The organism is uncultured Tenacibaculum sp., assembly GCF_947495995.1.
GTDB lineage: Bacteria > Bacteroidota > Bacteroidia > Flavobacteriales > Flavobacteriaceae > Polaribacter.
This window is the reverse complement of record NZ_CANMAX010000002.1, coordinates 318,800-331,102: the sequence shown is the minus strand read 5'-3', so window position 1 is coordinate 331,102 and position 12,303 is coordinate 318,800. Positions and strand designations below refer to the sequence as shown.

The window sequence follows — 12,303 nt, the reverse complement described above, 5'->3', positions numbered from 1 at the left end:
TTATGAGCTTATAGCCTGTTTTTATTTTTTTATGTAACACTAAACATTTAATTTAATCGTTCAATGTTTGTAATACATATTTATGAGAAAAATAGAAATACTTTGGGTTGATGATGAAATTGATTTACTAAAACCTCACATCATATTTTTAGAGAAGAAAAATTATAATATAACGACATGTACTAATGGAACCGATGCCGTAGATTTAGTAGATGACACTAATTTTGATATTGTTTTTCTAGATGAAAATATGCCAGGTATTTCTGGTTTAGATGCCTTAAACTTGATTAAACAGAAGCGCCCTAACCTTCCTGTTGTAATGATCACAAAAAGTGAAGAGGAATATATAATGGAAGAAGCTATTGGTTCTAAGATTGCAGATTACCTTATAAAACCTGTTAATCCGAATCAAATTCTGTTGAGTTTAAAAAAGAATTTAGATCATTCTCGATTAATTACTGAAAAAACTACACTGAATTACCAGCAGGAATTTAGAAAAATAGCCATGGATTTATCTATGGTAAATACATACCAAGAATGGACCGATCTTTACAAGAGGTTAATTCACTGGGAACTAGAATTAGAAAATATAGATGATTCTAACTTATTAGAAATTCTAGAAAGTCAGAAATCTGAAGCCAACACGCATTTTTTTAAGTTTATAAAAAAGAATTACCAAGATTGGTTGACTAGTGAAGATAAACCAACAATGTCGCACACGCTTTTCAAAGATTTAATAGTTCCTAATCTAAGTAAAGATCAAGGTTTATTAGTTGTCGTAATTGACAATTTGAGATATGATCAGTTTAGAGTTTTAGAACCGTACATCAATAATTTCTACAGAAAAGAAACAGAGCATTCATATTATAGTATTTTACCAACGGCTACACAATATGCCAGAAATGCTATTTTCTCTGGATTGATGCCTTCTGAAATGGAAAAAAGACATCCTAATTACTGGAAAAATGATACTGATGAAGGTGGGAAAAATTTATTCGAAAATGAATTCTTAACCGAGCAAATCAAGCGTTTGAACTTAAATATTAAACACGAATATTTTAAAATTACTTCGCTTAAAAACGGAAAGGATTTAGAAGAGAATTATAATGCTACAAAACAAAACGACTTAACCGTAGTTGTATACAACTTTGTGGATATGCTTTCTCATGCTAAAACCGAAATGGAAGTAATTAAAGAATTGGTTGGTGATGATAAAGCTTACAGATCATTAACAGTGAGCTGGTTTAAAAACTCACCTCTACTATCAATAATTCAGAAGGCGAAAGAATTAGGTCAGAAACTAATTATTACTACTGATCATGGAACTATTAACTGTAAAACACCTACAAAAGTAATTGGTAATAAAAACATTAGTTCAAACTTAAGATACAAAACTGGTAGAAGTTTAAGTTATGAAAATAAAGATGTTTACGATGTAAAGAATCCGAAAGATATTTTCTTACCAACAGTGGCAATTAATAGTCCGTTTATTTTTACCAAAGAAGATTTGTTCTTTGCCTACCCAAATAATTTCAATCATTTCGTAAAATATTATAGAAATACATATCAACATGGAGGCATTTCATTAGAAGAAATTATTATACCTTGCGCTGTATATAATACAAAGTAGTGTATGGATAAAAATTATTCTTTAGATGACGTAGAAAGCATAGCTAAAGAAATTATTAGCAATGCCAAGCATAAAATTCTATTATTTGACGGAGAAATGGGTGTAGGTAAAACAACACTTATTAAAGAAATCTGTAAAGTTTTAGGTAGTGATGATATTATTAGTTCTCCTACTTTCTCATTAGTGAATGAATATCATACTTCTAACGATGATATTATTTATCATTTTGATTTTTATAGAATTAACAACGAAGAAGAGGCTTTAGATATAGGAATTGAAGAATACTTCTACTCTGGTCATTGGTGTTTAATTGAATGGCCAAACAATATTAAAAATTTATTACCTTTAAATGCTAGTGAGGTAACAATCAACATCACCGAAAATAATCTAAGAAACATTCAACTTAACTAAATTAATGAGTTCTATATCACCTTTTACCAAAGAACAATTATTACCGCAGCCTGAAATGCTTGAAATAAAAAAGCAAAAAGGCGAATTATTTATTGGCTTACCAAAGGAAACACATTTAGAAGAAAAACGAATTAGTTTAACTCCAGATGCTGTAGCAGCCTTAGTTGCTCACGGACATCGAGTTGTTGTTGAAAACAACGCTGGTGAAGGAACAAATTATACTGACAGAGAATATTCTGAAGCTGGAGCGAAAATATCTTACGATATTAAAGAAGTTTTTGCTTGTAATTTAGTTGTAAAGGTTGAACCACCTACATTAGAAGAAATTAAATTAATGCATCCGCAATCATTTCTAATTTCTGCTTTACAACTTAAAACACAAAACAAAAAGTATTTTGAAGCTTTAGCTAAAAAAAGAATTACAGCTATTGCTTACGATTATATAAAAGATGAAGATGGTGTTTATCCTGTCTTAAAATCTTTGAGTGAAATTGCAGGAATTTCTTCAATGCATATTGCTGCTGAATTAATGTCTTCTGCAAATGGTGGAAACGGACTTCTTTTAGGAAATATTAGTGGAGTTCCTCCTACTGATGTGGTTATTTTAGGAGCTGGAACTGTAGGTAAATCAGCTGCTAGAGCTGCTATTGGTTTAGGTGCTCGTATTAAAGTTTTTGATAATTCGATTACTAAATTAAGACGATTACAAGAATCTATACCCGGACCAATTTATACCTCAACAGTACAACCAAAGTCTTTACTTAAAGCTTTAATGCGATGTGATGTTGCTATTGGAGCAATTAGAGGAATTGACAGATCTCCAATTATTGTTACTGAAACAATGATTGAACAAATGAAAACCGGAGCTGTAATTGTAGATGTTTGTATTGATAGAGGTGGTTGTTTTGAAACTTCTAGAGTTACCACACACAGTAAACCTACTTTTAGAGAACACGATGTAATTCATTATTGTGTGCCTAATATTCCTTCTAGATACGCAAGAACTGCATCTGTTTCAATAAGTAATATTCTTACACCTTACTTACTTAACATTGCAGAAGAAGGTGGTTTTGAAAACGCTGCTAGATTCGATAAAAGTTTACGAAATGGAATGTATTTCTACCACGGAATTCTAACAAATAAAACTGTTGCCGATTGGTTTGATATTCCTTTTAGAGATATTAATCTTTTGATCTTATAATATTAATACGAGGAAGTGAAAATATAAATTCACTTCCTTTGTTTTTTCCTTCAGAACGTATTTGAATAGCACTACCATGTAGCGATATAATCTTTCGAGCAATAGCTAAACCTAAACCAGTTCCATTTTCAGAATTTGTAGTTTTAGACCTGTAATTCCTTTCAAAAATAGAATCGTGTTCTGCTGATTTAATTCCTACTCCGGAGTCTTTAATCCTTAGAGTTATATTTTCTTTTTCTTCAACAACTGAAACCAGTATAAAACCTTTGTTAGGTGTAAACTTCAAAGCATTATCTAATATGTTTTGAATAACTCTTTCAATCAGAATTTTATCTGCATATACATACCGATTTTCATTCAAAGTAAATTTAAACTCAAGCGTTATTTCTTTTTGTTTAGATATCATATTATATCTACCTAACACATCCTGTAAAAGAGAAATTATATCAAATAAAGTTTTATTAGGTTGTAATTCATTAGTATCTAAACAAGAATATTCATAGAGTTGATTTACTAGATTAGCTAATGTTACCGTACTTTTTTCTATAACTTTCAAAAACTCTTCTCGTGTTTCTTCAGTAATTACAATCTCTTTTTCATTTAAGGTTTCTGCATAACCTCTAATAATAGTTAGCGGAGTTCTAAGATCGTGAGATACATTTGCTATTAATTCTTTTTTAAAATTATTAATTGCTTCTATTTCCTCTATATTATCAGAAATTGTATCTGCCATTTCGTTAAAAGTAGTCGCTAAAATTGATAAACTAGAAGTAGACGCATCTGGTATTCTACTTTCTAAATGACCTTCTTTAAATTTATTCACGTAATGAATGACAACAAGTAAACTTTTCGAAATAAAAAAAATACTTAAAAGTCCGATTCCGAAGGAAAGTAATGTTGTGATAACTATTGTAGTAACAGTTAATCTTGAAAAATAGGATTTAAACAAACTATTACAAACTTGCTCAAAATCATGACTAGCAAGTAAAATATATATGTATCCAATCTTCCCATTATGTTTGAATGAAGCTGCGGAAAAGATTTTTTTCTCAGTAATATTCTTCGGATCATCACCTAAAATATACTCTTGTTTATTAGCTATGAATTTATGCACAGGAGTTAAATCAACTTGTTTTACGTTTTCTGAAGCGTCAGAATGATCTAGAACTACAGAATGTAATACAATTCCGTTTTCATCAAGTAAATAGACTTCAATTGCTCTATTAACAGCCATCATGTCATGCATTACATCATCAAAAAGTTCTGTATTCACTGTACCATCTTCTAAAAAAGGTGAAGCTGTTTTAAATTTCTCTTCAATTAAATGTGATGCCAAATTTCCATTTAATCGCTGTGTGGTTTGACTATAAAACTTGTCTAATAGAAAAAAAGTAACTGATATATAAATAACACCAATTACTAATATTGTAAGTAAAAAAGAAACACTTAATTTTAGTATAAAACCGTTAGACAATGATCGGAACTTGTTCATCTAGATACGGTGTTAATGTCTCGTTGAATTTATATCCAATCCCCCACTCTGTTAGAATATATTTTGGATTTGTCATATCAAATTCAACTTTGCTTCTTAATCGGTTAATATGTGAATTTACGGTATGCGTATAGCCTTTAAAATTATATCCCCATACCAATTGTAACAAATTAGTTCTGCTGTAAATTTTGCCTGGGTTTTTAGCAAATAAGCTTAATAAATCAAACTCTTTAGGAGAAAGATTGACTTTATAATTTTTCTTGTAAACTATTCTCTTCGGAATATTAATCGTTAAACCATCAAAAACTAAAGTTTTATTAAGATCAAAACTATAATTGTTTTCGTAACGGCGTAAAACTGCTTTAATTCTTGCCATTAATTCACGAATTCCAAAGGGTTTTGTTACATAATCATCGGCTCCTAATTCAAGACTTAGAACTTTATCTAACTCATCTGTTTTACCAGTAAGCATAATAATTGGAACTACTTTTTTCTGACGAATTCGTTTACAAACTTCAATCCCGTCTAGTTTAGGTAATGTGATATCTAAAAGGATTAAATCATAATCATTACTTACAGCCAATTGAAGTCCTTCTGCTCCATCAAAGGCTAATTCTGTTGTGTAACCGTGATGTAAGGCGTTTATTTTTAAAAGATTCGTAACTGATTTGTCATCATCTATAATTAATATTTTTTTCATTGAAGGGTAGATTTATTCGGGGTTGCGCTAATATAAAAAAATTAAAATGTTACATATATTTTATACTTCTGTGATACTTCTGTGATACTTAAAAAAGTTATTTGTCCTTGTAAAATTGAACTGCAGTTCTTCAATTTTAGTATTAACCTTTATTAAAATAAATCATGAAAAAATCAATTATTAATGATGCTGATAACTTCTCATTGATTTTAAAAGAAGAAATCAACCCCCGAAGAAAACAGATTAATTTAGAGGAAATTAAAGATCTATCTCCCGAAGATCAAAACCTCTTTATTGAATACGGAATAGCTCCAGCAATCGACACTCCATACAAAAATGTTATACATGCTTTTGAATATTGGGTATCAAAAACACCTGAAAATATTGCAGCTACATTTCGGAATTTAAGTATCACATACAAACAACTTGATGATGAAGCCACAATACTTGCTTTAATCTTAAAGCAAAAAGGAATAAAAAGAGGCGACAAAGTAGGTTTATATACACATCGATCTATAGAGATGTTAATCGGAATTATAGCAGTCTTAAAATTAAGAGCTGTGTATGTTCCTCAAGATCCTAGAATAGTTCCTAAAAACATGCTCAGTGATATTACTGAACTTAGTAATACTAAAATCATTTTAACACAATCGGATTATTCTGAAAAGTTAGATTTTTTCAAAAGTGATAATCTAATTCAAATAGATACTGAACTAGAAAAAGACATCTATAAAAACTTATATGGAAATATTCGATTAATTAATCATGTAAATGATGACGTTAACAATTCTTGTTTCATTTTATTTACTTCTGGAACAACAGGAACTCCAAATGGTGTAGAAGTAACACATAAGAATTTATGTAATATTCTATATAACACTCCAGGTAATCTCGGAATTTCTCCAGGAATAAAAGTTGCTCAGATTTTAAATATATCTTTTGATATGGCCGCTTGGGAAATTTTAGGTTGCTTAGGAAACGGAGGAACTTTACTTATTCGTGGAAGAGATATTGAAGAAACTGCAAAACAAGCTAATGTTATTATTGCCACTCCTACCATTCTTACCACAATTGATGCAGAACAATGTCATGAAATTAAAGCTGTAGCTGTAGCAGGAGAACCTTGTCCGGTAATTTTAGCAAATACTTGGTCTAAAAAATCTGATTTCTATAACTGTTGCGGGCCAACGGAGACTACGATCGTAAATACAATGAAAAAATGTATTCCAAACAGTTATGAACTTTCTATCGGAAAACCAACACCAAATAACACTGTTTACGTATTAGATAATGATAAAAAACCAGTAAAAATTGGCGATGTTGGCGTAATGTGGGCTGGTGGCGATTGTGTTACTAAAGGATACATCAATAACAATGAACTAAACAGAACTCGATATGCTAAAGACATTTTCTTGAAAGAAGAAAATATGATGTTTAATACCGGTGATTTAGGTAGATGGGATGAAAACGGAGAATTAATTCACTACGGAAGAATTGACGATCAAGTAAAAATTAAAGGATTTCGTGTAGAACTTGATGCGATTACAAAGATTATCGAAAACTTTAATGAAGTAAAACGAGCAGTAACTTTGAAACATAAAAATCATTTAGTTTCTTTTATTAGTTTGACTAATAAAAAAGCTACAGAAACGCTTTTGAATCATATAATTGAAGCTATAGAAAGAGATTTACCTTATTATTATGTACCAAGTGAGTTTAAGTTTTTAAATGAACTTCCGAAGACTTCTAGAGGTAAAATAGACAAACGTAAAATCAAAACTTCCTACTTAAAATAAGATGTTATGAATACGATAATTTTACCACCTAAAAAGAGTTTTCTATATCGATTAGGAAAACATCCGTTATTAATTCCTTATAAAAGATTATTTATTTTAATCACCTTAATAAACGGTATCGTTTTTTACAAAGGATTAACTTCATGGAATTGGTTTAATCCTGAAAACATAGCCATTTATAAGATTTCTAGAGTAATTCTGTTCAACTTTACACTTGCTATATTAATTAGACAACAATATGTAATTAATCTTTTATTTACAATAGCAACGAGTGTTCCTAAACACTGGCCTTTGTTTATTCGAAGAATATGTGCCAAAGTATATCACTTTGGTGGATTACACAGCTCTAGTGCAACTATGGGAACATTATGGTACTTTGTGTTTGTTTGGGGGATTTATAAGAGTTTATCTAACGATGTATATCAAATCAATAATCCTATAGTAATTATTACCACACTCATCTTAGTATTACTAGTTACTATTGTAATTATGGCTTTACCCAAAATGAGAGCCAAATACCATAATCAGTTTGAAATTACTCATAGAATTGGTGGTTGGTCTGTTTTGATATTATTCTGGATTCAAATGTTATTATTTGTACAACTAGAATCTCCTTCAATTCCCTTATGGAATAAATTAGATTTTTGGATTTTAATCATACTAACTGCAAGTATAATAATTCCGTGGTTACGATTGAAAAAAGTAGATATCAATATAGATAGTCCTTCAAATCATGTTGCCTTAACTAGTTTCGATTACGGAGTTACACCTTTTGCTGGTTCATCTACAGCATTGAGCAGAAATCCGCTACTAGAATGGCATTCATTTGCAAATGTTCCTGCTCCTGACAAAACTGGATTTCGTTTAACTATTTCTAGAGCTGGAGATTGGACTGGGAAATTCATTTCAGAAAAGCCTAATAAAATTTGGGTAAAAGGAATTCCTACTGCAGGCGTTGGAAACGTAGATAAATTATTCAAAAAAGTAATTTGGGTCGCTACTGGAAGCGGTATTGGTCCGTGTTTACCACATCTATTACTCAACGAAACTCCTTCAGTTCTAATTTGGTCTACTCGATCTCCTGAAAAAACATATGGAGAAGCATTAGTTAATGAAATTAAAAACGTACAACCTAATGCTATTATTTGGAATACAGATGAACATGGAAAACCTGATTTGGTAAAACTTGCTTACAAAGCTTATAAAGATTTTAATGCTGAAGCTGTAATCTGTATTTCTAATCAGAATTTAACGCAAAAAATAGTTCATAATATGGAATACCGAGGAATTCCAGCTTACGGAGCTATTTGGGACTCTTAACAATCACAAAACTTATTACTTATGAATGTACTATTTGAAAAAATAGATAGGATCGTTATTGCCAAATTAAATCGTCCTAAGACACTTAATGCACTGAATTCAGAACTTATGCATGAACTAATTTCTGGATTATTAGAACACGACTCTTCTCAAGAAATCGGATGTTTTATAATTACTGGCAATGATAATGCCTTTTGTGCTGGAGCCGATATTAAAGAAATGGCGCAAAAAGACTTCAATACTATGTTTAATGAAGATTACTTTGGGTATTGGGAAATCTTCTCTCGTATTAAAACCCCTGTAATCGCTGCGGTAAATGGTTATGCATTTGGTGGTGGATGCGAACTTGCCATGATGTGTGATATTATTTATGCAGCTGAAAATGCACAATTTGGTCAGCCTGAAATCAAATTAGGAGTTATTCCAGGTATTGGCGGTACCCAACGATTAACAAAACTTGTTGGAAAATCTAAAGCCATGGAAATTATCTTAACTGGAAAAACAATTGATGCTGAAGAAGCAGACAGAATAGGGCTCATAACTCAAGTTTTACCAAAGGAGAATTTTACAAAACAAATTATTGAAAAAGCACAATTGATAGCTTCTTATTCTAAAACCGCTTTAAAAGCAGCTAAAGAAGCTACAAATCAAGCTTTAGAAAGTAGTTTGAAAGATGGAATTGTATTCGAAAGAAAGTTATTCCACTCTTTATTCCATACAGAAAATCAAACCGAAGGTATGAATGCCTTTCTAGAAAAAAGAACTCCAAAATTCAATTAATATTTAACCTCAATTTATCATGAAAAAATCAATCATTTTTATAACAATTTTATGTTTATCAATCACTTCCATTTTCGCTCAAGAAGAAGAAAAAAAATCAAAAACTTCTTTTGCTATTATGCCAATTCATAATAGTGGAGCCGGATTTAATAATGTTTTTTTAGGTTCTTATGAACTTAAACCTAGAACTAAATTAACTTTTTACAGTGTTTTTTGGGTGAATCCTTCTTTTGGTAATCAAGGAAAAGATTTATTTCTAGAAACTGGTGTCGGTTTAGGATTTGCTTCTAAAGATGGAAAACTATTTGTAAATCCGAGTTTAGGTTTCGGTCATGGAAAATTATTATCTCAAACCGCTGGAACTAAAATCGCAGAAAGTTTAATTCCTAGTGTCTTTGCTTTATACAATTCTGGAAGATTTGAATTTGAAACCTATCATGCGTATTACATGAGTTTGCGTGGTGAAGGAAGTTCGCAAGATTTAATGTTGAACTGGGTGATTCCTGGTTTTAAAGTGAGCAATTCTTTTTCTTTTGGAGGATTTTATGAGCATTTAGGACAAACTAGAGTTGATGGTGGAGATACAAAGACTTTATATCAGTTCCTTGGTGGTTATGTAAAAGCGACACTTAATAACGGAGTTTGGTTTCGTTTTGCATTTGGACCAAATATCTCTAATGACAATTTAAACGCTGATGAATTTTATAAAATTCAGGCTTTTATCCCATTATAAAATAACAATTGGGGGAATTACCAAAATTAACTTTTGGTAGTTTATAGAAGAAACCTTAAACACTTAAGGTTTCTTCTTTTTTAACCAAAAACGATTACAATTTCTTGTAAATCTGTTTTCCTTCTGTATTTGTATCTGAATTTTTGAATGTAAGTTCTATAGTTGTATCATTAACTAACTTAAACTCGATACTTCTAGTTTTAATTCTTAACACATCTCCACTAACATGTTCAAAAACTCGAGTACTTTCTTTTTTAAACTTACAAGAAGCATCTGTATCAAAAGTAACTTTATCTGAATTTTCTCCATTTGAAGTTGATTTTGTAGCTTTTACAGATTGAATTCCCGAACCACCAATTCCAATTCCATACTTTCTTAAATCACCTTGTGTAAAAGTAGCTTTAGATTGAAATATAAATATCTTGTTATTCTGATCTTTAAACTCTATAAATGAAGTTGCTCTACATGAACTTAACGTAATAGCTTCTCCGTTAATTTCAAAAGAATTTAGCCCCCATTTCCCTTGTAATTTTTCCTTAAGATTTTTGAACTCATCTGTTTCTGCTGGCGGATTTGTAGTTCCTCCACCTGTTGAAGTTCCATTATCTGTATCTAAAACAGTATTTACAATATCTTTCTCATTAATAAAAGTATCAACTTGCTTATTACTTCCTTCTTCAGTAGTTATTATCAACTTTCCTTCTTTAATTTCAGCTGTAATTCCTCTACTAGAATTTAAATCGACTACACCATTTTGGTTTACTTCATAAGTTCCAGAGAATTGTTGTGTCACTGCACATCCACTAGCAAAAGCTCCTGTTCCTTTCTTTCTATAATTCAACTCATAATTTGTAGCTGTAAATTTAGCTACAGAAGTTTTTAGGCAGTCGAAAGATGCACTATTTACAGGAGTTCCATTAACACTACTACTTTGTATTAGCCAAGTTCCTAATAACTCATTAAATACTGTATTATTTTCTTCAGGTAAATCAGCTGTATTATCTGAACAAGACAACAAAGCTGTAATTGAGATAAAAAATAATGCTAAGCTTTTTAAATTGATCGATTGTATTTTCATTTTTGTATAAGTTTTATGCCTATAGAGACAGTCAACTTTACTTTTACCCTACCTTTTGAATGTTAAAATCAATTATTTTTTTCTGATAGAGATTAATTTCACTGTAAAACAAAAGGTTACCCTCAATATAAAAACAAGAAAATCATAGTAAAAAATTATTTCTTTCCCTTTTATATTAATATTTTTGAGGCCTTAAATCATTAAGATGCGATTACTAAAAAGAATAGGATATTATTTGATAGGTGTAACTTTTGGAGTTTTAGCTGTTTCTTTCTTTTGGAAGAACAAGAAAGTAACCTTTGATTATGGTATGGATGCTAGAACTTTAAAAAGTATTCGTATAAGAAAAAGAGTGTTTTCTGATGCAGCAAAGTCTGTAATGACTTCTAATAAAATAGATACTGCACAAATTTCTTCTATCTTAAAAAATGGTGATGTTGCTTTTGGTAAAAGTAAGCCACGTTTAAAGCCTTGTGCTGAATATTACGTTACTAGTGAGAAAATAGATTTGTACGTAATTCGATGTGATAGTACAGCTACTATAGATAAAGTTATTTTAAAGTAATTACTTTCTATACTTATCGTTTAAACCTATATTATTTAAAATCATAGGTGTAATTTTTTCTAATCTAGAAATTTTAGTAGCTTCTCTTTTCGCTGAGGTAATATATTCTGTGAATTCTCTTTGTTTACTTAATGAAAAACTTTCAAATTTTGATTTCAATTCTTCATTAGCATCAAATTGATCTTGTAAAAGTTGAGGTATTTCTAATGGTTTTTTATTTCTCGTAGGTTTTATTTCTTTACCTAACTCAACATTTTTCATAGCTTGTAAAGCATAATTTTGAATCTTTACTTTATCTAACTCTTTTATTGAATGAAAACGCCATTGGCGCATTGCTTTTGTTTTTCCTTCTTGAGCGTTCATCAACACATTATATTCATCGTTAATAAATACTCCTTGATGAAACCATAAACCTAGATAATTTTTAAATGCAGACATGCCCATAATGTTTTTACCTTTATAAACATATGCTGGAATACCCCATTTTATAGTTTCTTCTAACTCTAACTCCAACAAAAAAGAACGCAAAAGTGTTAACTCTTGCGTCCATTTTTCTGTATTAGAAATATATGCTGTTACTTGATCGTTCATTAGATA

The 12,303-nt window shown here is 30.4% G+C and carries 12 protein-coding genes; 8 read left to right on the top strand and 4 right to left on the bottom strand.

The features are described 5' to 3' along the window. The first annotated feature begins 82 nt into the window (after nt 1-82). The 3 genes from Q1A15_RS06630 to Q1A15_RS06620 are packed head-to-tail and all read left to right on the top strand — an operon-like array spanning nt 83 to nt 3,242. The gene (locus tag Q1A15_RS06630; protein ID WP_299620699.1) at nt 83-1,630 is read left to right on the top strand and encodes a bifunctional response regulator/alkaline phosphatase family protein; all 1,548 of its coding nucleotides are present in this window, start codon (nt 83-85) and stop codon (nt 1,628-1,630) included. A gap of 3 nt (nt 1,631-1,633) precedes the next feature. Continuing rightward, nucleotides 1,634-2,041, top strand: a complete 408-nt coding sequence (gene tsaE / locus Q1A15_RS06625) for a tRNA (adenosine(37)-N6)-threonylcarbamoyltransferase complex ATPase subunit type 1 TsaE (RefSeq protein WP_299620697.1) — start codon at nt 1,634-1,636, stop codon at nt 2,039-2,041. Nucleotides 2,042-2,045: 4 nt separating this feature from the next. After that, on the top strand, nt 2,046-3,242 hold the full coding sequence (locus Q1A15_RS06620) for an alanine dehydrogenase (RefSeq protein WP_299620694.1): 1,197 nt from the start codon (nt 2,046-2,048) through the stop codon (nt 3,240-3,242). Here the strand turns inward: Q1A15_RS06620 and Q1A15_RS06615 are convergent. Then, nucleotides 3,223-4,734 carry a HAMP domain-containing sensor histidine kinase gene (locus Q1A15_RS06615; RefSeq protein WP_299620691.1) on the bottom strand — a complete coding sequence of 504 codons (1,512 nt, stop codon included), beginning with the start codon at nt 4,732-4,734 and terminating at the stop codon, nt 3,223-3,225. The genes Q1A15_RS06620 and Q1A15_RS06615 overlap by 20 nt on opposite strands. After that, nucleotides 4,709-5,434, bottom strand: coding sequence for a response regulator transcription factor (locus Q1A15_RS06610; protein ID WP_299620688.1), 726 nt, complete (start codon nt 5,432-5,434; stop codon nt 4,709-4,711). The genes Q1A15_RS06615 and Q1A15_RS06610 overlap by 26 nt, the downstream gene beginning before the upstream one ends. A gap of 164 nt (nt 5,435-5,598) precedes the next feature. On the opposite strand from Q1A15_RS06610, the gene Q1A15_RS06605 reads away from it, so the two are divergent. From Q1A15_RS06605 to Q1A15_RS06590, 4 genes are read left to right on the top strand one after another with little or no spacing between them, the layout of a single operon-like run. Continuing rightward, entirely contained in the window at nt 5,599-7,230 is a 1,632-nt protein-coding gene (locus Q1A15_RS06605) for an AMP-binding protein (RefSeq protein WP_299620685.1), read from the top strand. A 6-nt stretch (nt 7,231-7,236) separates the two neighbouring features. Next, nucleotides 7,237-8,550 (top strand): hypothetical protein, encoded by a 1,314-nt coding sequence (locus Q1A15_RS06600; RefSeq protein WP_299620682.1) that lies wholly within the window; start codon nt 7,237-7,239, stop codon nt 8,548-8,550. Between the two features lie 21 nt (nt 8,551-8,571). Further along, complete coding sequence (locus tag Q1A15_RS06595) at nt 8,572-9,330, top strand: enoyl-CoA hydratase-related protein (protein WP_299620679.1); 759 nt, start codon at nt 8,572-8,574, stop codon at nt 9,328-9,330. A 19-nt stretch (nt 9,331-9,349) separates the two neighbouring features. Continuing rightward, nucleotides 9,350-10,063 carry a DUF6733 family protein gene (locus tag Q1A15_RS06590; RefSeq protein ID WP_299620676.1) on the top strand — a complete coding sequence of 238 codons (714 nt, stop codon included), beginning with the start codon at nt 9,350-9,352 and terminating at the stop codon, nt 10,061-10,063. 94 nt (nt 10,064-10,157) lie between these two features. Here Q1A15_RS06590 and Q1A15_RS06585 read toward each other — a convergent pair whose 3' ends face one another. After that, the gene (locus Q1A15_RS06585; protein WP_299620674.1) at nt 10,158-11,141 is read right to left on the bottom strand and encodes a lipocalin family protein; all 984 of its coding nucleotides are present in this window, start codon (nt 11,139-11,141) and stop codon (nt 10,158-10,160) included. 205 nt (nt 11,142-11,346) lie between these two features. On the opposite strand from Q1A15_RS06585, the gene Q1A15_RS06580 reads away from it, so the two are divergent. Continuing rightward, nucleotides 11,347-11,706 carry a DUF4258 domain-containing protein gene (locus Q1A15_RS06580; protein ID WP_299620671.1) on the top strand — a complete coding sequence of 120 codons (360 nt, stop codon included), beginning with the start codon at nt 11,347-11,349 and terminating at the stop codon, nt 11,704-11,706. On the opposite strand, the gene Q1A15_RS06575 is transcribed toward Q1A15_RS06580, so the two are convergent. Continuing rightward, on the bottom strand, nt 11,707-12,297 hold the full coding sequence (locus Q1A15_RS06575) for a DUF1801 domain-containing protein (RefSeq protein ID WP_299620668.1): 591 nt from the start codon (nt 12,295-12,297) through the stop codon (nt 11,707-11,709). Nucleotides 12,298-12,303: the final 6 nt, after the last annotated feature.

Coding starts and splice junctions, on each gene's coding strand:
- Q1A15_RS06630 (WP_299620699.1), top strand. CDS start 83: ATGAGAAAAATAGAAATACTTTGGGTTGATGATGAAATTGATTTACTA.
- tsaE (WP_299620697.1), top strand. CDS start 1,634: ATGGATAAAAATTATTCTTTAGATGACGTAGAAAGCATAGCTAAAGAA.
- Q1A15_RS06620 (WP_299620694.1), top strand. CDS start 2,046: ATGAGTTCTATATCACCTTTTACCAAAGAACAATTATTACCGCAGCCT.
- Q1A15_RS06615 (WP_299620691.1), bottom strand. CDS start 4,734: ATGAACAAGTTCCGATCATTGTCTAACGGTTTTATACTAAAATTAAGT.
- Q1A15_RS06610 (WP_299620688.1), bottom strand. CDS start 5,434: ATGAAAAAAATATTAATTATAGATGATGACAAATCAGTTACGAATCTT.
- Q1A15_RS06605 (WP_299620685.1), top strand. CDS start 5,599: ATGAAAAAATCAATTATTAATGATGCTGATAACTTCTCATTGATTTTA.
- Q1A15_RS06600 (WP_299620682.1), top strand. CDS start 7,237: ATGAATACGATAATTTTACCACCTAAAAAGAGTTTTCTATATCGATTA.
- Q1A15_RS06595 (WP_299620679.1), top strand. CDS start 8,572: ATGAATGTACTATTTGAAAAAATAGATAGGATCGTTATTGCCAAATTA.
- Q1A15_RS06590 (WP_299620676.1), top strand. CDS start 9,350: ATGAAAAAATCAATCATTTTTATAACAATTTTATGTTTATCAATCACT.
- Q1A15_RS06585 (WP_299620674.1), bottom strand. CDS start 11,141: ATGAAAATACAATCGATCAATTTAAAAAGCTTAGCATTATTTTTTATC.
- Q1A15_RS06580 (WP_299620671.1), top strand. CDS start 11,347: ATGCGATTACTAAAAAGAATAGGATATTATTTGATAGGTGTAACTTTT.
- Q1A15_RS06575 (WP_299620668.1), bottom strand. CDS start 12,297: ATGAACGATCAAGTAACAGCATATATTTCTAATACAGAAAAATGGACG.